The 21,840-nt window shown below is 52.8% G+C and carries 14 protein-coding genes; 11 read left to right on the top strand and 3 right to left on the bottom strand.

Annotated elements, in window-relative coordinates; genetic code table 11:
* Positions 1 to 239: 239 nt before the first annotated feature.
* On the bottom strand, positions 240 to 1,526 hold the full coding sequence (locus CRP01_RS36525; protein WP_099155046.1) for a M20/M25/M40 family metallo-hydrolase: 1,287 nt from the start codon (positions 1,524 to 1,526) through the stop codon (positions 240 to 242).
* A gap of 358 nt (positions 1,527 to 1,884) precedes the next feature.
* Here CRP01_RS36525 and CRP01_RS36520 point away from each other — a divergent pair, with 358 nt between their 5' ends.
* The 11 genes from CRP01_RS36520 to glsA all read left to right on the top strand — a co-directional run bounded on the left by CRP01_RS36520 (position 1,885) and on the right by glsA (position 18,841).
* On the top strand, positions 1,885 to 4,170 hold the full coding sequence (locus CRP01_RS36520; protein ID WP_099155045.1) for a carbohydrate binding family 9 domain-containing protein: 2,286 nt from the start codon (positions 1,885 to 1,887) through the stop codon (positions 4,168 to 4,170).
* A 315-nt stretch (positions 4,171 to 4,485) separates the two neighbouring features.
* Positions 4,486 to 7,533 carry a sensor histidine kinase gene (locus CRP01_RS36515; protein ID WP_099155044.1) on the top strand — a complete coding sequence of 1,016 codons (3,048 nt, stop codon included), beginning with the start codon at positions 4,486 to 4,488 and terminating at the stop codon, positions 7,531 to 7,533.
* Positions 7,534 to 7,712: 179 nt separating this feature from the next.
* Positions 7,713 to 9,449 carry a thiol-activated cytolysin family protein gene (locus tag CRP01_RS36510; RefSeq protein ID WP_099155043.1) on the top strand — a complete coding sequence of 579 codons (1,737 nt, stop codon included), beginning with the start codon at positions 7,713 to 7,715 and terminating at the stop codon, positions 9,447 to 9,449.
* A 110-nt stretch (positions 9,450 to 9,559) separates the two neighbouring features.
* On the top strand, positions 9,560 to 10,210 hold the full coding sequence (locus CRP01_RS36505) for a response regulator transcription factor (protein ID WP_099155042.1): 651 nt from the start codon (positions 9,560 to 9,562) through the stop codon (positions 10,208 to 10,210).
* A gap of 233 nt (positions 10,211 to 10,443) precedes the next feature.
* On the top strand, positions 10,444 to 12,114 hold the full coding sequence (locus CRP01_RS36500) for an alpha/beta fold hydrolase (protein ID WP_099155041.1): 1,671 nt from the start codon (positions 10,444 to 10,446) through the stop codon (positions 12,112 to 12,114).
* A 102-nt stretch (positions 12,115 to 12,216) separates the two neighbouring features.
* Positions 12,217 to 12,861, top strand: a complete 645-nt coding sequence (locus CRP01_RS36495; RefSeq protein ID WP_099155040.1) for a hypothetical protein — start codon at positions 12,217 to 12,219, stop codon at positions 12,859 to 12,861.
* Between the two features lie 297 nt (positions 12,862 to 13,158).
* The gene (locus tag CRP01_RS36485; protein WP_099155038.1) at positions 13,159 to 13,983 is read left to right on the top strand and encodes a hypothetical protein; all 825 of its coding nucleotides are present in this window, start codon (positions 13,159 to 13,161) and stop codon (positions 13,981 to 13,983) included.
* Positions 13,984 to 14,272: 289 nt separating this feature from the next.
* Entirely contained in the window at positions 14,273 to 14,584 is a 312-nt protein-coding gene (locus tag CRP01_RS36480) for a hypothetical protein (RefSeq protein WP_099155037.1), read from the top strand.
* A 241-nt stretch (positions 14,585 to 14,825) separates the two neighbouring features.
* Positions 14,826 to 15,761: an AMP-binding protein gene (locus tag CRP01_RS36475; RefSeq protein WP_170110699.1), complete on the top strand. Its 936-nt coding sequence runs from the start codon at positions 14,826 to 14,828 to the stop codon at positions 15,759 to 15,761.
* Positions 15,762 to 16,019: 258 nt separating this feature from the next.
* The gene (locus tag CRP01_RS36470; protein WP_099155035.1) at positions 16,020 to 17,030 is read left to right on the top strand and encodes a glutamine synthetase beta-grasp domain-containing protein; all 1,011 of its coding nucleotides are present in this window, start codon (positions 16,020 to 16,022) and stop codon (positions 17,028 to 17,030) included.
* A 218-nt stretch (positions 17,031 to 17,248) separates the two neighbouring features.
* A complete protein-coding gene (gene glsA, locus CRP01_RS36465) occupies positions 17,249 to 18,841 on the top strand; it encodes a glutaminase A (RefSeq protein ID WP_099155034.1) in 1,593 nt (530 codons plus the stop codon).
* Positions 18,842 to 19,001: 160 nt separating this feature from the next.
* Here glsA and CRP01_RS36460 read toward each other — a convergent pair whose 3' ends face one another.
* Both CRP01_RS36460 and CRP01_RS36455 read right to left on the bottom strand, forming a co-directional pair.
* Positions 19,002 to 20,189, bottom strand: a complete 1,188-nt coding sequence (locus CRP01_RS36460; protein WP_099155033.1) for a radical SAM protein — start codon at positions 20,187 to 20,189, stop codon at positions 19,002 to 19,004.
* A 9-nt stretch (positions 20,190 to 20,198) separates the two neighbouring features.
* A complete protein-coding gene (locus CRP01_RS36455) occupies positions 20,199 to 21,821 on the bottom strand; it encodes a hypothetical protein (RefSeq protein WP_099155032.1) in 1,623 nt (540 codons plus the stop codon).
* Between the last annotated feature and the right edge of the window lie 19 nt (positions 21,822 to 21,840).

Raw genomic sequence — 21,840 nt, 5'->3', positions numbered from 1 at the left:
ACCAGACGTATCCATTCTGGTATAGGAGGTATTTCTCCGAAAGAAATGTATTATCGATTAACTCAACTAAAACAGACAACCTAGCCCAATTCACTGTCCACTATTCTGAGGAGTTCCACCCTTGCCATTCTCAGAATTTCCTGGTCATCCACTCTCCCCCTCTCCCGCTCTCCTGGTCACCCAGTCTCGCCCTCTCCTGGTCCCCTTGCCTTCCTCAACCAATGGGTTAAGAAAAAAATCTACCGATTAACATCCGCCGGATCAACCCGCGTCGGTGTGGCCTTCGCGGAAATGATCAGTCCGGCACCGGCCGCAATTGCTTTGATCGTATTGGTCAGATGCGCCAGATCGAGGGTAGCGACCTCGTCGGAAACCTGGTGATAATCCCTATCGACATCGATCGGTGTGGTACTGATGGAGTGGGCCGGCACGCCCAGTCGGGCCAGTGTGGCATTATCCGAACGATAAAACAGGTTCTGCCGCGGGTAAGGATCGGCGTAAAATTTATACTGCGTTCCCGCAACCGCTTTTTGCAGGATCTGCCCGAAATCCGATTTGTCAAAACCGGTGATCCAGGCTGAGTTGGGACCGTCCGTGGCCGGCTTGCCGATCATTTCGATGTTGAACATGGCTACGATCTGATCCGGATCCAACTGTTCAGAAAAATAGCGGGAACCGTAGCCGCCGATCTCCTCGGCTGTGAACGCCACGAAGAGCAGCGAGCGCTCGGGTTTGCCCTGCTTTTTGAAATATTCGGCCAGCGTAATCACGGCGGTGGTACCGGAAGCGTCGTCATTGGCCCCATTGGCGATGGAATCCTGATCTACCGGTTCCCGGATACCAATATGGTCGTAATGGGCCGAGAACAGGACATATTCATCTTTCCGTTTGCCCTTGATATATCCTACTACGTTGGAGAGGTCGTTCGTCTCCACGACCGCCGTCATATCAACCTGAAAGCTTTCGGGCTGCTGGTCGGAAAGGACGAACACCATCGAACTCGGATTTTCCACGTTCAGCGTCCGGTTTCCCCGGCCCGTAAAGGTGGCGTAGCGGGAAAAGATCTGTTTGTGGGCCGGATGGACCCAGATCACGGCATTTTCTCCGGAGCGCCGGTACTGGCCGAAAGCCGCCTGAAAGTCGTCATCTTCACCGACCCAAACCTGTTTTACCCCACTTTCCTGGTCCCACTGCGCACCCTTTTCGTTCGTAATGGCGAAAGCGTCCGGTACTGCTTTCCCGTTGGCGATAATTTGCAGATCGGATACGGTAAACTGGTAGACCGGAAAAGTCTGCAGGTAAGATTTATTTTTCTTCCATTTTTTCAGTCCGGCGCGTTTGTATTCCTGGGCAATAAAAGCCGCCGCTTTATCGGCGTAAGGTGTAAAAGCCTGTCGGCCCATCATATCGTCGGCCGCTAGGACGCGGATGATACGTTCGACTTCCGATTGTTCGATCTGCCCGTTCAGCGGATTGCAGTGGATAAATACAAAGGCCAGGATTAAAGCCGGGATCAATTTTCTCATTAGGTGATCATTGAGTGATTAGAAATAATGTACTGCCCACGGGAAGTGAGCAGGGTATTGATATTTACGGGTCAAAGTACTCAATAATCATCAATGTAGCCCCGCGGCAGCAATTGAAAAAATGCAATCGCTTCACCAAATTCGGGCAAAGCGAAGCGAGGGACAGTTCCCTTGAAAAGTGGGATAGGATTTTTTTGAGATGCCGGCCGGTCCAGGTTTTACGGCGTACTGATCGCTTCTGAGGGAAATGAAGGACTTCGTACCGGTGATCCACCCGGACCAAGTTGTACCGAAATAATTGAATATTCCACCTTCATTCCCTAATTTCACCGCCCCTAACCAAAATAGATCAACGACTGTGAATGTAGTGAACTGGCAAAAATTCTGTTTTTGCGTATACCTCTTTCTGCTTACGCCACTGGCAATGACGGCCCAAAATCAGCCCGGCGCAGCACTGCAGATTAAAAAAGCCGATACGGAAATCATACTGGACGGCGTTCTGGACGAGACGGCCTGGCAACGCGCCGATGTGGCCGATAACTGGTACCTGAACTACCCGGTAGATACCGCCCGGGCGCCCTTTCAGACGGAGGCCCGGCTCACCTTTGATGACGATGCGATCTATATTTCCTTTGTCTGCTATGACGATGACAGCCCGGATATTATCAACTCCCTGCGGCGCGATTTCGACCCGGAACTCAATGATTATGTCGGCGTCTCCATCGGCCCTTACAACGACCGGATCAACGGTTTTTATTTTGTGATCACTCCCAAGGGCGTACAGCACGAAGGCACTATTACCGGTGGCGGCAACGGCGGCGGCTTCAATAGTTTCTGGGACAACAAATGGTTTTCCAAGGTAGTCCGGTACGACGACCGCTGGATCGTAGAGATGGCCATTCCCTTCAAAAGTTTTCGCTACAAGAGTGATGTGCGGGAATGGAATATCTCCTTCGACCGGTCGGAGCTGAAACGGAATCTAAAGTCCAGCTGGATCCGGACGCCCATCCAGTATACCACGGCCTCTTTTGCCTACGGGGGGCAACTGGTCTGGGAGGACCCCATCCCCGAGGCTAAGACCAATATTTCTTTTATTCCCTATCTGGCCGGCAGTACAGCCAGGGATAACGAAAAGGTGCCGGGGGTTAACAGCTCTGATTTCCAGGCCGGCTTCGACGCCAAGATCGGGGTGACGCCTTCCATGAACCTGGACCTGACCGTCAATCCCGACTTTTCCCAGGTAGAGGTGGATCAACAGGTGATCAACCTGACCCGCTTTGAGTTCCGCTTCCCGGAACGCCGGCAGTTCTTCCTGGAAAACAGTGACCTTTTTGATCTGGCCGGTTTCCCCAACGCTAGGCCCTTCTTTTCCCGGCGTATCGGCCTGGCTCAGGATTCGATCGGCCTTTTTCAGCGGGTACCCATTTTATACGGCGCCCGACTGAGTGGTTCGCTAAACGAGAAGTGGCGGCTCGGGGTCATGAACATGCATACGCGGGAAGAGCTGTCGCTCGGGCTACCCGCTCAGAATTATACCGTTGCGGCACTGCAACATAATTTCTGGGCCCAGTCGAGTTTTGCCGTCTCCTTCGTGAATAAACAAAGCCTGGGCGTAGAAGCTGGAGACAGCCTGAAATATTTTAACCGGAGTGTATTCCAGGAGATCCAGGTCGGCGGGGCCCGCAGATTGCGTCCCAATACCTACAACCGGGTAGTAAGTGCCGATCTGGAACTGCTGAGCAAAGACAACAAATGGTACCACAGCTCCTTCATTGCCCGTTCTTTCGATGAATTTAATGAGGGCAGTAATCTCGCCGGGGCACTCTTTTTCCGTTATGCGGAGCGCAATGTGAACGTGCTGATGGGATACACTTTCGTAAATGAATTTTTCAATTCCGAGGCGGGCTTTGTGCCGAGTGCCCGGGTGTACCCGGGGCAGCATCGTTTCTTCGTCAACGGCGGGTATGACTTTTACCCTCAGGGCAGCGCGATCGTTTCCATGGGGCCGTCGCTCAACGCCGAACATACCTATATCCCAGGCGGTTCGCTGACGGATCGGGATTACGGATTGAGTTATTCTTTCCGCTTTGCCAATACTTCCTTTCTGCGGCTGGGCTACAATTACGTTTACCAGCGGCTGACGAGCAACTTCAACTTTATCGATCCGTCGCAGTACACCTCCTTTCTGGCCGGCGAGGAATACGACTGGCACGCCGTTTCGGCCCGCTATCAGAGTAACACCCGGCAACTGTTCAATTTCAACCTGAGCAGTACCATCGGCGGTTTTTACAACGGACGGAATTTTAATCTGAGTGGTGAACTGACCTATCGTTACCAACCCTACGGCAACATTTCCCTGCGCCTGGATTTCAATGACCTGAACCTGCCGGATAACTACGGCCAGGAACAACTCTTCCTGATCGGCCCGCGGCTGGACCTGACCTTTACGGATAAGATCTTCCTGACGACCTATTACCAGTACAACAACCTGCTGGATAATATGAACCTCAACGCCCGTTTTCAGTGGCGTTTCCGGCCGGCTTCGGACCTGTTCATCGTGTATACGGAAAACTACCTGCCGGAAGATTTTTCCAGTAAGAACCGGGCCCTGGTCTTTAAGATGACTTACTGGATGAATTTGTAGGTTGGAAATGTGTGAATGTGGAAACGTGGAAACTTGCTAAGGTGGAAACGTATGAATGTGGAAACGTGCTAAAGTGGAAACGTGGAAATGTTGGCTTCCTGGAAATTAACATTCAAACATTTCCACGTTCATACGTTCACACATTCCAACTTTTAGAAAAATGCTTATTTTTATTAAACCCTTCGGCTGATACAGGACAGCAATATAGAGATCGGATCCACATCGGGTAAGTGGGGTGCAACGCTTGCGACCGGTAAACCCTTTTCGACCCATTGAGAAATCACCAGTGCTGATTGTTTAACAGCTTCGTGAACCATGTGCATTCCTGCAAAGATCTTTAATGTCTCACTGGCCTGCCTGCTTTTCCTTTCCGGTAACCTGAACGGACAATCGGCTGTTTTTCTCAACTATACCGTATCGGACGGTTTGCCGGATAATACCGTCACCTGTATCCGGCAGTCGGAGGACGGTTTTATCTGGATCGGGACAGCCAACGGTCTAAGCCGTTTTGACGGTTACAATTTCAAACACTACTACGCCGGGAAGGATAAGCGCAAACTGAGTTTTTCCCACATTCAGGATATAGAGACGGATGATCACGGCGGCCTCTGGATCGCTACCCGCCAGGGCCTGAACCGGCTGGATCTTCGGGCGGATACCTTGCTACAGATCACCCAGGCGAATTTCCGGAGCATGCCCTCGGAGATCGGCCACGATGTGCTGGTCGACGCCGCCGGTCGCGTCTGGTACGCTTCCGATAACCAGGATCTGGCCCGCTGGTTGCCGGAGCACCGGAATTTTCAAACCTACGGCTGGAAGGAATGGGTAAGGGCGCAAAAGATCTCTACCAAAGTTTATCTCAACATCAACCGGGTGCTGCCGAAATCGGAAAATGAACTCTGGTTGTGCACGAATATCGGCTTGTTCAGCCTGCAGGTGGACGAAGTCGTATTTACTCACTACCCTGTACCGGAGGGCATACACCACGAATTTACTGACGGCTTCGACGACGGTCGGGGCCACCTCTGGCTGAATTCGGGTGGTGGCGGCATGGAAGTGTACAACTACCGGGACCAAAGCTGGCAATGGCCAACCGCAGACCTGGATTTTGGTCCCGAAACGGACCTCTATACGCAGTGGAGCATCCTGGCGGCGGGGTCGGGTCGCATCATGGCGGGACTAACCGGAGGGCTGGGCATCTGGGATACCGAACGCAAAAGCTTTCAACTGGAAACCTACCGGGCGGATCGATTCTGGTCCTTACCCGATGGGGCCGTGCTGGCCCTGTTCAAAGACCGGGAAAACATCATTTGGGTGGGTACGACCAAAGGGCTGGCGAAGCTGGATCTATCCCACCAGCAGTTTCCGGTCTATTCCGGTCCTTCATCCGTCCGGGACAAAAAAATATCCTACGTCTGGGAATCTCCGGGAGGCAAGGCAAGGTATATTTCCTTGACGGGCACGGCGCCATTGGTGCGTCTCGATCCGGAATCGGGCCGGGAAACGATCCTGCGTCTGCCCGGAGCTGCCGATTTTTATTACCTCCAGGAGATGATCCCGGACCGGCGGGGCCGGCTCTGGTTAATGGAACTGAACCGGATCAGTGTACTGGATCTAAGCACGAACGAGATCCGGGAAATTCCTTTACCGCTCGCGGAGGATGGTGAAAAACGGCAATTTGATTTTAATGATGCGGTTTTTGACGGCGATGCTTCCATCTATTTTGCAACGGACAGGGCCGGCCTGCTACGGTTCGACCTGCAGGATGAACAATGCTACCCGATCCGGGTCCAGGATAAAAGTGCAGAGACCCAGATCATGGCCCTGCACTGGGATGCCGACGAGCGTTCGCTGTGGTTTTCCAGTCGGAACGGTTGGCTGGGCAAATATGATACCCGGGACGGGCAGATCGTTCGCTATCGCCACGTGGACGGGGACTCCACTTCACTGGCATCCGAAATGGTGGTTGGGTCCACTCAGATGCCCGACGGTACCATGTGTTTCATTTCCGAGCCGGGTGGATTGAGCCTGCTGGCCCCCGGAACGAGTGAATTCCGCAATTTCAGCGTAGAGGACGGCCTGCCCGTTAACCTGTTTTCGCGCATACTCGCGGACGACCGGGGCAATCTCTGGTTGCAGCATAAAAGTGGCCTGTGCCGCTTCCATCCCCGGTCGGGTGTTGTGAAGGACTACGGGGCATCGTACGGCATCGAGTTCTCAACGGCGGCCATCCGGTTTGGCCGAACGGAGGACGGGCATATCCTGCTGGGTGCCGACGGTGGCTATCTGCGCTTCCATCCCGACAGCCTCTATCTCAATTCATTTCCCCCAAAACCGGTACTGACCTCCGTGCAGATCCTCGACCGGGAATACCTGCCGGCTGCCCGCCGGAATGATTTTCAGCTGCAGACTGCTTATGACCGCAACAGCATAAGCATCAGTTTCGCACTGCTTAATTTCACCGATGGAAAACGTAACCGGACACGTTATCGATTACTGGGTGCCGACCGGGACTGGCAGTCGGGCAGCGGAGCGGAAACGGTTCGTTATCTCAACCTGGACCCCGGAGATTATCGCTTCGAGGTAGCGGCCTTTAACAGCGACGGCATTCGCGCCGATCTGTCCCGTGATCTCCACATTCGGGTGCGGCCCCATTTTTCCCAGACCCTTTGGTTCAAACTCCTGTTATTGGTGCTGTTTCTGGGAGGGGTGTACGCCATTTACCGCGCGCGCATCGCCCAGGTTTTGAAAGTACAATCGATCCGCAACAAAATTGCGGCTGATCTGCACGACGATGTGGCCTCCACCATAAGCAGTATCCATTTGTACAGCGAGTTTGCCCGGAATAACACCAGTGAAGAAAATCAGAAAGTCCGCAACATTCTGGAAAAGATCGGGGGCAATGCCCGGGAATCGCTTGCAATGATGCGGGAAATCGTCTGGGCCATCCGGTCCGACAAAGATAAGTTGCAGCACCTGCGCGAACAGATGTGGGAGTACGCCGGGCCGCTCTGCGAAGCAAAAGGCATCCAGCTGATCTGGAAAGAAGAGCTTCCCGAGCGCTGGAAGGTCTCGCTTTTATACCGCCGCAACCTTTACCTGATCTTTAAGGAAGCAGTTAATAATGCCGTACACCATGCGGACAGTACGGAGATCCGGATCGATCTGATCCAGCAAAAACGGCAGTTTCGGATGGTCATTGCAGACAACGGCTGTGGTCTGGACCCGGCTGCTGACTATGCCGGTAACGGCCTGAAAAATATGCAGCTTCGGGCCGCCGAGATCAAGGGTGAACTTGAGATCCTTTCCCGGCCAATGCAGGGGACCGCTATCACTCTGCAGGTCCGGCTTAACCGATCCTGATTTCCCGTACCGGTGCCCGGACGGCCCGATGGATTCTCACCAATATCCCTCAAATGAGTGATTGAACCGCCTTTCTTTTTCCCTTTCCTTTGTTTTGATACCCATTCAGCTCGTTGCGCCACACCGGCCAGCACCGGCTGATGGACTAAATTCCCTAAATCTTTAAACCCTAAGATCAAATGAAAAAATTAATGGTCTGCATCGTCATTACCCTGATTACCGGCTTTACGTTCGGTCAGCGGCCAAGCCCACGTCCCACGCCTTCACCCAAGGTCCAGCAAAACCCGACAGTAACGGAGTCCAAACAGGAGCGCCTGAAACAGGAAGTAAACAAACCGACTTACGGCAAATACGAACCGGTAGAATTGGTGGATTACCCCATCGGTGAAGCCTCCGAATACAAGTATCAGGGGATCATTTCCCAGCTTCGGACCAAAGGTTCGGTGGGCAAACCGCACATGTCGCTGGATAAAAAGGTGCAGGGCTTACTGCAGAATTATGTCCATTGTAATGAAGTAGAAGTGAATGTAGATGGCACAGCGAATGAGTTAGTGCTGGTTAGCAATATTGCCGATACCTATATCTGGCCCGGAGCGCGCTATAATTCGCTGGGTTTTTTAGCCGGTAAATTCCAGGAGGTCCCGGCCAATTTCGGATCCGGTTATGTGACGCTCACGAGTTCACTGGGCGACAAGACCGTAAAAATGGAACAGAGTGCCATCCTGAATGCCAAAGCCCAGATCCTGCAGCAAAAGACCGGCGGCACCACGGCTTCCCTCAAAGCCGAAACCCACGTAGTGAACTCCAAAGAGGATTTCATGCTACAAACTTCCGGCTCCTTTACCGGCGTGAACTACGGCGTATACGGCGGTGATGTGGCCTTTAATTTCAGCAAAAGCAATATCCGGTCCCGTCTATTCATCGAAATCGTGCAACCCCTGTTTACGATGGGTATCCAGTCTCCCAAAAGCCCCTATGACTTCTTTTCGAATCTACCGGGTAGTTTGAAAATTCCGGATCACTGGCTGTATATCCGTTCTGTAACCTACGGCCGCCGCGTCATGATCGCTCTGGAAAGTCAGAATGAGATTAGTGAGTTCAAAAGTGATATTGAGGCCTATTTTGTGGGTCTGGCTTACAATGGTTCCGGTTCGGTAAGTACCAAAACGAAAAATGCCCTGCAGAATACGACGGTTAAGATCCTGGTACAGGGTGGTGATCCGGGAGATCAGGCCATGATCCCGCTATTCACGCTGGGAAGTTGGAAAGATCTGGAACAACAGGTAGGAGAATTAAAATCCGCCCTGGCGAAATACCTCAAGAATGTCAAGCTACAGCAGGCTGTGCCGCTGGCATTCAGCATGTGCAAGATCAGGGATAACAGTTTGCTGGACATCAGGACCACTGGTAAATTCAATTACAAATCCTGTTATTTCCTGCCCAAAAAATACGAGGTGAAGGTCGCCGAGATCCTGACCAAGATCGCTACCGACGGAAATGGAAACGAGCAGATCTTCTGTTACAGTACGGCAACGGCCTACGATTCCCAGGGCAACCGGTACTGGGGAAAAAACGGTCAGATCTGCGATATACCCGATAACTTTCCGTGTGGCGTTTCCCTGAATGTGGGTTCGGAAGACCATCCGGTGGCCTGTTATACCGGGCAACCCGTGGACCCCAAAGTGCAGGCGGATCTGGTGATGCCGCTCAATGTGGTCAAGGATCCCAATGCCTACATCCTGCTCTTCATGCGGATGGTGGAAGAAGACGATTTTACTGATGATGATTTTGGTAAATACAATGTGAAGATTTACATGCGGGATCTGCACTCCGGTACCAATGAGATCCAGTTGCAGTTCGGAGAAGGAGGCAGCATCGTGGATGTACGCATCGAGTTGAAACCGCTCTATCAATAAGCACTAAATGATGGAATATCCTTTTCAGGCCAGCATCTGGAAAGGATATTCCGTATATTAGAAGTGTACTTAGATCACCCGGCCAGCCGGGCACCCAGAATTTTTTCAATATGCAAAATCCCATTCGTGTTGCCATCTTTGAGGATAGCCGGGCCCTGCTGGAAAGCATGTCCATGATCCTGAACAACGAGGATGGTTTTGCCTGTACCGGTGCTTTCCATAATGGGAATGACCTGATCAAGAAGGTCCTCCAGGCCAATCCTGACGTTATCCTGATGGATATCCAAATGCCCGGCATCACGGGGATCGAAGCTACCTGGATCATCCGTCAGCAGTTTCCGGATCTGAAGATCATCATCCAGACGGTATTCAGTGATGACGATCTGGTCTTTCGGGCGATCCGCGCCGGAGCCAACGGCTATTTGCTGAAAACGGCCGGTCCCGGTCAATTGATCGACAAGATCCGTGAAGTGCTGGACGGGGGCGCTCCGATGAGCCCCATGATCGCCAGCAAGGTATTGCACATGGTACGGCAGCCGCATCTGGCCCCGGGGGTAGCTGATAATTTTAACCTGACCGAGCGGGAAACCGAAACCCTGCGCCATCTGGTGGACGGTTTGTCCTATAAGCAGATCGCGGACCTGATGCACATCAGTTTTTATACCGTCCAGTCTCACGTCAGGCATATTTACGAAAAGCTGCAGGTGAGCTCCAAATCCGAAGCGATCAGCAAGGTTTTTAAAAATCGGTTGCTGGAATAAGCAGCTTGATCATCCCGTCCGGCCGAGATCTGTTCCCGGCTTTTTTGTCTGCTTTCCTACTGCCGGTCCGGATCTAAGCCTTTGATCCTACTTCCTTTGTGCTTACCTTTGTCAGACACCCTTTCCAAAGAAAATACGGCAAACAAAAGAAACGGACCAGCTTTTGCGTTAGTCTCTGCAAACCCGCAATGCCGTAAACGAGCACTGACCATTAAACCAAATAACACCTATCCATGAAACCCCCTACGCAGTACACGAAAAGTGGCCGGATCAATATTGCTTATCAGGTTTTCGGTTCCGGACCGATTGATCTGGTCTACATTCCGGGCTGGGTTTCCAATATCGACTGGATGTGGGCCTGTCCGGAACTGGTTTACTTTCTGCAGGAACTGGGCAAAGTAGCCCGGGTGATACTCTTTGACAAACGGGGTACGGGCCTTTCGGATCGCATGGTGGAATTATCAACGCTCGAAGAAAGGATGGATGATATTCGCGCCGTGATGGATGCGGTGGGTTCCCAAAAGGCTATTCTGTTTGGTCATTCCGAGGGTGGTTCCGTGTCGGCCCTTTTTGCGGCTACTTATCCCGATCGTACCCTTTCCCTGATCACATTCGGCATTTTTGCCAAGCGCAGATACGCGCCCGATTACCCCTGGGCCCCGACCGACGAGGAGCGGCAGATCCTGTACGATATGATCGAGTACAACTGGGGTGGGGGCGAAATGCAACTGGAATCGCTGGCTCCCTCCAAGGCGAAAGACCGGACCTTCATGGAATGGCTGGCCAATTACTTTCGTTCCGGTGCCAGCCCGAGTGCGGCCATGGTGCTCACCAAAATGAATACCCAGGTGGATATCGTCAACATCCTGGGATCGATCAAGGTGCCGACCCTGATCATGCAGCGAACCAACGATATCGATGTAAAGATCGAAGAGGGGCGCTTTATCGCCGAACGCATTCCCAATTCAAAGTTTGTGGAACTGGATGGTAGTGATCACCTGTTCTGGGTCGGCAATGCCGATCGGGTGCTGGCGGAGATGAAAGCCTTCATTACGGAAGTAAAACCGATCAAAGTCTACGAAGAACGGCTGTTCACCATACTGGCGGCGCGGATCATTACTGCGGATGTAGGCCACCAACGGGCCCAGGAAGTAATGGGGCAACTGGTGGAACAATACCGCGGCAAACTTATTCCCTACGAACACCATACGCTGATCGCTACTTTTGAGGGGCCCAGCAAAGCGGTACACTGCAGCATCGATCTGGTGGATGTGCTGAAAAGTATGAACGTTCAGCTCAGCATCGGGATTCACATCAAGGAAGGGCTTGTAAACGAGGCCCACTTTCTCAGCGGAGAAACCGAAAATTTTATTGATTTGATCCTTTCCCGGGCCGAACCCGGCCAGGTCCTGTTTACCCAGGCGGTCAAGTACCTCTTATCGGGCTCCGGCGTAAATTTTGCGCCCTGTAAAATGATCCCCGGCACCGGTTTCTCGGAATCCATTTCCCTCTTTATGGTCACTGATCACCTGCGTTCCTATCCACCGGCCGGTGAATTTAATCTGAACCAATTCCCGAAAAACGATTCCTTTCTGGAAAATGTACTCCAGAGCATCGACAATCACCTCAGCAACGAAGCTTTCAGTGTAGAGATGCTCTGTCGCGATATCGGCATGAGCGAGCGCCAGCTGCAGCGAAAGCTCAAAGCCATCAGTAACAAATCTCCCATTCAACTGATCTCTTCCGTACGGCTCCACCGCGCCAAGGAACTCCTGCTGGCCGGAGAAGCTACCGTAGCCGAGATCGCTTTCGAAACCGGATTTACCAGTCCTTCCTATTTTTCAAAATGTTTCAAAAAAGAGTTTGGTATTAGTCCTTCCACCGTATCGCAAAAGCAGATGTGAGGGGTTGCGATGTGTTGAGGTGTTGTGTGTTAAGGTGTTGATGTGTGGCGCATTGAGTTGGAAATCAACTTGTTGCTAGGCGGTAAAATTGGGTTAGATAGCTTGGTGTATAAGCCCACGAGGATCCTGATCAAGAAAAACGGTGTGTGGGTTACCGGTAACTACCTCTGGAACGCCGCCCAGACGGATGCCGATCTGATGGAAAACACCTTCAATCCTGCGATCAGTTTTATTGATGAAAATGACAATACGGTCAATATCAGTTACGTCGTACCGGCCAAGCCGGATTGTTTTACCTGCCATCAGAACAGATCACAGGTAACGCCCATCGGACCGAAACTGCGCAATATGAACCTGGTGGCCAACGGCCACAATCAGTTGCAGTCCCTCATCAACCGCCAGTGGCTGACGGGTATTGTGCACCCGGCTGAGATCCCCGCTTTGCCCAATTCCAAAGATCCGAATGTATCGCTGGAACTACGTGCCCGGGCCTATCTGGAAGTCAACTGTGCCCATTGCCATACGGATGATGGCTTTTGTGCCGGTCCTTTCAATCCTTCTCTGCGGTTGAGCTACGCGACGCCTTTTGCGGATACCCAACTGGATGATTACGGCAGTTCCATCAACTACGTGATGGATCCCCAGCGCTTCGAAGAAGTCGGGTTTAAGATGCCGATGATCGGTACCACGGTTCCCGATGACGCGGGGATCAACCTGGTGAAAGCGTATATAGAGAGTCTGGATTAGTGCCGCAGGGCGGTAGGAATGATCTCTTCCATGACAAGTTTTCTCCTTAAAAACATTGCTTATGCGGTCAGCCGGCTGCATAAGCAATTGCTGTTTCCGGAACAAAATGTTTACGTCTTTCGGCGACCGGATGTCGGAAATGTGCCAGCCGGTCGGTGGAGGCGGTTCGGGTTGTCGGAAATTTCAAAGTTTCCACCGGATTTGTACTAGTTACCGCATACCGATCACCCCTACCTTTGTGCTCGATTACCCAAGGATATTCCATCCAACTTTTTAAACATTTAAATCCATAAAACCATGAAAACCTATCGCAATTATTTCCAGCTGTTGGGGTTGGTAGCATTTAGCCTGTTCCTGTCCACCAGTTGTACCAAAGAAGATCATCAGGACGATCCGGTAGACGAGTATGAATTTCTGATCAAGTTGGTCAGTAATGCCGAATTCGGAGATATACTGGTGGATCAGGACAATCAGTCCATGTACTTTTTTGCCGGTGATGTAGACGGTCAGAGCAACTGCAATGGCGGATGCGCCGACAAGTGGAAAGCCGTTACCGGAGACCTGTACGATCTGGAAGTGGGTTACGGCCTGGTCAAGGGCGATTTTGGCACCATCACCCGCACGGACGGTCAAAAGCAGATCACCTATAAGGGGTGGCCGCTGTATTACCTCTCACCGGAAAGCGACAGTGTCCTGGAAAATCCGGGGCAGACCCTCGGTGACGGCCTGGGCGGGGTGTTCCATATTGCCAAACCGGATTATACGGTACTGTTGGGGCGCCAAGCGGTTACCGAAGGCGGAGACCCGGTGCTTTATCTGGTCGATGATCGCGGCGTGAGCCTGTACCTCAATAATGGCGACGACGAAAATGTCAGCAACTGCAATGGTGGTTGTGCCGGGGTATGGCCGCCGTTCAAGTATGAGGCCCTGGTACTTCCTTCCTCCCTGAACGATTACGATTTCAATTCTCTGGACCGCGAAGATGATCTGGGACCCCAGATGTCTTTCAAAGGCAGCCCGATTTACCGATTCTCCCAGGATGAACTGCAGCGGGGAAGTGTACTGGGACAGGGCGGTGGCCCGAACCAGACCTTCTTTGTGGTAGAACCGGAAGTACAGTAATCATTTGAATTAAACCCCAGATAATACGAGGGTAAAGGCAAGCAGACGAAAGTTATTAGTCTGGGTCGTAATTCTAAGTCAATAGGGTTACAGAGGGTGGCTCTCCGGAGTCACCCTTTTTTTGTCGCCGGGATCATTCCGGAGGCGCTGTCGGAAATCTTACAGGTAGTCAAATTATTGCCGATCTCCTGTCGGAAATGTCAGGGTTACTACCGGATTTGTACTAGTTGCCGGGGGTGTTTTGCCCGTATCTTTGCCCTGTAATTAATAACCAAGAAAACCATTTGTAATGAGAAATTATCTTTTTTTAAGCCTGATATTCAGCTTGTTATTTACGGTAAGCCTCAGCGCTCAAAGCAATTGCCTGACCGGCCCGGCGGCCAAGAACCGTAAACACCTAAAATCGTCTTCAACCACCAGTACGATCGTGGTCAAACAGCACCGGCCCCATACCGGACCGCAGGCCAAAAATCGCAAACTCTGGAAGGATAGCTGTACCGTAGAGGCCGTTGCCCTGCAGGGACGGAAACAACTAAAGGGCCCCAAAGCCAAAAACGCACTGCACCGACGGAAAATGGTCGAGGCAGTAGTGAAAAACTAAACCCGGCGCAACAGTGCGCATAGGAGGATTTCCTCCCCCCTTAATTCCAAATGAAAACAACCAAATTAGAGAAGCCTGACAGATACTTGTTGGAGATGTTTGAGTGAGAGGGTAAGGAGACTGGCGATTATAATAAAACGCATTTTCACCCGACCTGATTTTTGCATGTAGCACAGACATTATGATCACGGTCTCCGATCTCTCTTTTTTCCGGTTTCTCACTCTAAAACCCCCTTTTCACATGATTGAAAATACCATTCCCTGGGACCGGCATTATCCGGAAGGGATCTCATACCGGCTAGACACGCCCTCCCAAAATTCCCTGGTCGACCTGATGGAAAAAAGTTTTGCCGACTACGCCTCTTTGCCGGCATTGGATTGCCTGGAAACTTCCATCTCCTACCGGGAACTGGATCAACGGTCCAGAGATTTTGCGGCCTATCTGCAGCAGTACCTGGGCCTGGCGGCGGGGACCCGGATCGCCATTCAGCTACCTACGTTGTTGCAATACCCGATTGCCATGCTGGGAGCGCTGCGAGCGGGCATGATCGTCGTCAACGTCGCTCCCCAATGTACTTCCGACGAGCTGAAACAGCTACTGGTGGATTCCGGGGCGGAAGCTATCGTGATCCTGGCCAATTTCGCCCACCAACTGGAAGCTATTCTGCCGGAAACTTCCATCCGGCACATCGTTGTGACGCAACTCGGAGATCAGTTGCGTACCTGGCAAAAATGGATCGTCAACGCTACTGTGAAATACGGCAAAAAGCTGATCCCCGCTTACCGGCTACCCACTGCGGTTCCCTTCGGACGCGCTTTGCGGAGAGGTAGCTGGCAATTCTTCCAAAGCGTACCGGTGAAAGCGGATACGATTGCATTTCTCAACTATACCGATGGAACGACCGGTGTGAACATCGCGACCGTACTGACCCACGCGGATGTGGTGGCCGGTATCGAGCAGTTTTCCTCCCGCTTTCCACTGGGTTTGAAATCGGCGAGAGCTCTCGAAAACATGTCCATGCCTCCGACGAATGCTTATGCTCAGGCCTTCAATTGTTTGATGGTGATGAAATTCGGAGGTAGAAATGTGCTGGTACCCAAGCCGGGTGATACGGCAAGTTTGATCCGCCTATTAAAAGCGTATAACCCAAAGACCGGTACCGAACCGGCATTTTAAAATGACCACAGCATTGCCGGAGCACCTACGGCGGCCCCGAGTTAAAAGATGATCTTTTAGTATTAACGCAGAAAGGCTCCCCCTCCGCTAGCAGAACCACCTATTTGGGGGAGCCTGTTTTTCACCCGCTGTAATTTTTTGCTCCGGACGATGATCCTGATTGATACCAACCACCATATTTTTTAACAGGAAGCTGTCGGGCACCAACGGCCTACCACGGCCTGCCCGGATATCCGCTTCCGAATAAAAGTCCTAATCATGGAAATCTTTAAATGTGAGTACATCTGGCTCGACGGCTACCGGCCGGAAGCTAATCTCAGAGGGAAAACCAAAGTATTAGCCCTCCATGAAACCCCCAATTTAAATAATTTGCCAATGTGGTCCTTCGACGGTAGTTCGACCCGGCAGGCGGAAGGCAATGCTTCCGATTGCCTACTGAAACCCGTCAAGGTCTGGCGAGATGCCGGCCGGAACAACGGCTACCTGGTGCTGTGCGAAGTGCTCAATGCCGACGGCACGCCCCACGTCAGCAATTACCGGGCAACCTACCCGGATAACGACGATTTCTGGTTCGGGTTTGAACAGGAATACGTCATCACCCGCAACAGCCGGCCGCTCGGTTTCCCGGAGGAGGGCTATCCGGCTCCCCAGGGAGAATACTACTGCGGTGTCGGCAATGAGCGCGTAGTGGCCCGGGATTTTGTGGAAGAGCACCTGGAACTGTGCCTGGCCTGCGGCTTGCAGATCACCGGGATCAATGCGGAAGTGATGATTGGGCAGTGGGAATTCCAGTTGCTGGGTAAAGGCGCGAAAGGCGCCGCCGATGATCTGTGGCTGGCCCGCTATCTGCTGCTGCGCCTGGCGGAGAAAGCCGGCGTGGAGATCGAACTGCATCCCAAACCGGTGAAAGGAGACTGGAACGGTTCCGGGATGCACACCAACTTCTCGAACGAGCAAATGCGAACGGTCGGTGGTGAACCGTATTTCCAGCTGATCCTGGATAAATTAAAAGAAAACCACCGGGAACACATCGCCGAATACGGCTCCATGAACCACGAACGATTGACCGGGCTGCACGAGACCCAGGCCATCGACCAATTTTCTTACGGTGTAAGTGATCGTGGAGCATCCATTCGCATCCCGTTGACGACGATCGAAAACGACTGGAAAGGATACCTCGAAGACCGCCGCCCGGCTTCCAATGCCTGTCCGTACCGCGTCACCGCCAAAATTCTCAATACGGTACCCCTGGAGACTATGGCTTACTAAGAGTGCCGACCGAACAGCTATAACAAACCATAATAAAACGACCGGTGCAAGGGAGCACTCCGGTGCTCCCCACCTTCTTTCCCTAACCAATACGGATGGTCCTTTATCCGGATGGGTGGAAGCAGCCATAACCAGGCCTGCTTTTCCCATCATAGCCGGCAACTCAGGTTTCGGCTGCACGGGAAATACGGCTATCCGTCATACAAAATCTAACCACCTTGATCACCACCTCTCAAATCGAAAACCACGCGGCCGATTCACTTTTCAAAATGCTGGATCAGGAGCAAAAGGAACGGATTGAACCCGGAAAATTTTTAGATCAACTGGCTCAGACCGGGGTCCTGGCGGACGATCCCCGCATCCGGGAACTGCATAACCTCCTACGGCTCGAAGCGCAGGGCCGGGATAGTCAGCCCCTTACCCAAACGGAGTTCAATGAGATCCTGAAGCAGAATGCCCTGGTTAAAAAATCACTTTCCCAGGATCTGGTCATTCCGGATTTCGCATCATTCTGCCGGGATATCAGCTCCATGTTTACCGAAACGCTTAAAAACGAAAAAGGCAAAGTGGCGGATTATATTCCCCAACTGGCCCGGGTCAATCCCGATCAGTTCGCCCTGTCCATCTGTACCGTTGACGGGCAGCGTTACTCGCTGGGCGATTCTGGCGTGAATTTCTGCCTGCAATCGTCTTGCAAGCCCATCAACTACTGCCTCGCCCTGGAGGAGCTGGGCGAAAAAAAAGTACATCGCCACGTCGGGCGGGAACCCAGCGGGCAGTCCTTCAACGAACTGACCCTCAATGCGCAGGGGATCCCCCATAATCCCATGATCAATGCCGGGGCCATGATGGCCTGCTCCCTTATCGACCGGGAAAACAACATTGCCGATCGTTTTGACAAGGTCAATAAAACCTGGAAAGCACTCTGCGGCGGCAAAGACGTAAGCTTCAACAATGCCGTCTATCTCTCGGAGCGGCAGACGGCCGACCGCAATTTTGCCCTGGCGTATTTTATGCGGGAGAAAAACGCTTTTCCCGAAAAGACCAATTTGACGGAAACCCTGGAATTCTATTTCCAGTGCTGTTCGATCGAATCCTGTACCTATGATCTGTCCGTAGCCGCCGCCACCCTGGCCAATGCGGGGACGAATCCGCTGACGGGAGATGTGATCTTTCAGTCATCGACCGTTCAGAATTGCTTGTCCCTGATGCTGAGTTGCGGCATGTACGATTTCTCCGGAGAGTTCGCCTTTAAGATCGGGCTACCGGCAAAAAGTGGCGTATCCGGGGCGCTCCTGCTGGTGATCCCCAATTTGATGGGCATCAGCATCTGGTCTCCCCGGCTGGATCCGCTGGGCAACAGTGTGCGGGGCGTGGAGTTCTGCGAGCGTCTGGTGGAGCGCTTCAGTTTTCACCAGTACGATTCGCTGACGGGCCATTCCAGTAAGATCAACCCGCGACGCAAGCAAAGTGAGGTAAAGGCCTCCAAGGTCATGGAACTCATCCGGGCCGCCAGCTACGGCGATCTGGATGAGATCTATCGCTTGGAAGCGGAAGGCGTTAGTCCGGATACCGCCGATTACGACGGACGGACGCCCCTGCATCTGGCCGCCTGTGAGGGTCAGATCGAAGTAGTGCAACACCTGATCGATAAGCAGGTACAATTGACGCCCAAAGATCGTTGGGGCAATACCCCGCTGGATGATGCCGCCAGGTTTGGGAAACAGGAGATCAAAACCATGCTGGAGCGGGCCGTCAAAGCCCGCCGGAGCGGTATTAAAAGGACCTTGCCTCCGGTTAGTAAAAACTAGGCGGCGGTTATTGTCAAATTCGTATACCCATAATGCTGCCGGATTCTGGTGGGAGGTGACTGTCGCCGTTTGTGCGACCGTCACGAAACGCCCGAGGGTTCCGGATTATATAATGCAAAGCTCTGCCGGTCCGTGACCAGCGGGGCTTTGTCCTTGGGGATCAGTCCTGATGCAGGAGTTCCCGTTGCCGCCGCATCTCAAAAGGTTGGCAGGATTGCTGCGCCAGGAGGTCCAGGATGTCCTGCGGAGGAAATTCCAGCGCACTGGCCGTACTCCCTTTACAAAATGGGCACACCTGCACCTCTCCGTCCGTATTGATGTACAGGTACTGGTCGCCGCCGCCCATACAGCCGCTCCGGCGCTGGAGATGGCCGACGAAGCTAACAATGGGATAATCCGCCCAGCGGGGCAGGGTATTGTAGTCGAGGTAGAAACGGTCCAGCAGATCGATCTGCTCCGGTGCCAGATCCACGTCTTTATCCGCGTAGCGACCGGCGGCTCTGGGCTCCAGTAGCTGGACGAAGGTTACGCCCAGGCCTTTGGCCATTTCCAGGTAGGCCGTCAGATTCGCTTCGGTTGCATAGGAGCGGGTGGCGCAGAGGGAAAGCGCGGTGACCAGTCCGGCCGCCCTGGCGTTGGCGGCGGCCCGGGTGGCCCATAGGTAGGCCTGATCGTACCCTCTGAACTGATTGTGTTCCGCCTCCAAATGGTGCTCCATGCTGATCATCACTCCGGTGAGGCCGGCGGCTTTCAGTTGTCGGGCTTTACTTTCCGTAAGTTGAAAGCCGGAGGTAATGATCCAGAAGTCGGTTCCCGGAGCGGCATTTTCCAGGATCGTGAGCAGGTCTTTAAAGCGCACCATGGGTTCGCCGCCACTCAGCATGATCTGGGTCGTGCCGAAAGACTGGTATTGCTGTACCAGATGCAGGAGGTCGGCTGTGGTAAGGGCTTCCCGTTTATTCAGCTGATCCCATTCGAAACAGTGTTCACAGTTGAGCGGGCATTTCTTGGTAATGGCGAGAAAAAGCGTACGCAGACCCGCCTCCCGTTTGAACGGATAACTCTTATTGATCTCATTCTCAAACATCCGGGTATGGGCCCGGGAGGGAAAGCCGGGAGCGGTGAGCCGCCAGAAGTAGCGGCCGTCGATGCGCGCCACCTTGCGGACGGGTACGTTGCCGAAGATCTGTTGGTAGCGCAATTGCAAAGCCCGAATGGCCTGCCGGGCTTTAGCAACACTTTTCAGACGTTGGAGGGCGATCCGGATCAGTTTGATCAGGACGCGCATCCGCAGTCCTCTTTTTCTCAGAGCACTGCGGATGAAAGGTATGGATTGTGGACGCTCCATGTTTTATGTTTATTGGGTGATGCTGGCAACTTCCTCTCCGTTGTTCACGATCACCTGGAGATAGAGTGCTTTGGAAAATTCGCTGAAGTAAGCCGGTGTGCGGAATTTTTTCAACTCGCTGATTGCGGGCAGTCCTGCGTAAGACCGGACATGTTTGTAGTAACCTTTGCTGTGCAGGAAGGCCGATTGGGTAAATCCCTCGGCTGCCGGCTGGTAAGCGAAATGGAGCTCCGTGGCATCGCCGGTATGCAGTTGCTGAAGGTACTGATCATCGTCTGCGCTAAGGGCGGCGGTGTGGTCCGTACCGTCCAGTCCGGTAGCGGATAGCGGGGCTATTTCCCGAACCTGCAGATCCGTATCAGCGGTGAAATCCATGGCGGCGTAATCCAGTTCCCAAAACAGGAAACCAGTCTGTAAACGGATCTCAATATCCGGTCCTTCGTGCGCACTCAGATCGATCGGCAGTACAAAATCCCGGGCGGCCATCGGACCCACTGTCGGCAGGTGTTCGATGAGCTGCCATTCATCTCCTACTTTCAGAGAGACCGTCAATGGAAATTCCTGATCAATGGCCATCTGCCGGCGCTCTGCTCCGGGAAGGGCGGCCTGTTTCTCGATCCACTGATCGTAAAAGCCACCGAATTTTTTGGTGAATTCGCCGAATACCCAGTCAAACCACAGGGAGTTCTTCGCGTTGAGCACCAGCTTGCCGGAGGTCGCACCTGCGGGTTTTTCAAAACGCAAATTGGCCGCATTGGTGGTCGCTTCGGTATGGTCGAACAGATATACGTCGCGATCGGTCCGTTGCAGGGTCGACCGGATATCTTCGCCGTTGGCCAGGGCCTGCACCGGCAATTGCGGATCCTGGATAAGATGGGGCTGACCTTTTTGATCCAGTAGGACGGTCGTATGTTGCGGATGGTCCACGACTACCAGCCGGGCCAGATTGGTATATTCCTCTTCTTTCAGTTCGTTGGCGATCTTCAGTTTGTAGATCGATCCGTCCGCTTGCAGTCGGGGCAGCGGAAGGTAGTCGTCCCGTTCGAGGTTCTTCAGGATAGCGCCACCGTATAACTCTCCTTCAAAAACATAATCCTGACCGTCGTACACGTAGAGATAAGGGCACGAACTTTTGGTGAGGGCCACAATGATGGTCACAATAGCCAGTACCCCAATGGCACCGAAAACGAAATGCGCGATGGATTTACCGGTGTCCGGCTTGATGACCCGGATCTCGGAGATCTGGGTGACCGGTAGGGCGATATCCCCCACGGCATAGGTGCCCTGATCGGGTGCCAGATAAAGGTGCACCTCATTCAGAATACTTTTTTCCCCGGAACCGACGAGTTTCCGGCGTACGTCATTGTAGTAAATGGAATCGCTACCGACTTCCACCAAAGTACCCTTTAGGATGTTTTCTTCGATGGCGGGTAATACCAGATGGTGCTGTTCGGCTCCCTGGTGCAGGACGAAGTATTTGTGCACCTTTTCCATTTCAATGAGCTTGGGTAAATCCTCACTCGTTACACTTTTTACCCGGAAATAAGTACAGGCCGAAATATGGAAAAGCATTAACGCGGTGAGCAAATAGGCCAATGCTCTTTTCAGGACGGAAGGAAAGATTTGTTTCATGATCCTAGAGGGTTTATGT

The sequence above is a fragment of the Flavilitoribacter nigricans DSM 23189 = NBRC 102662 genome (assembly GCF_002646595.1).
GTDB classification, from domain to species: domain Bacteria; phylum Bacteroidota; class Bacteroidia; order Chitinophagales; family Saprospiraceae; genus Flavilitoribacter; species Flavilitoribacter nigricans.
Note: the sequence above shows the minus strand (reverse complement) of the source record. Positions and strands in the feature narration are given on the sequence as shown.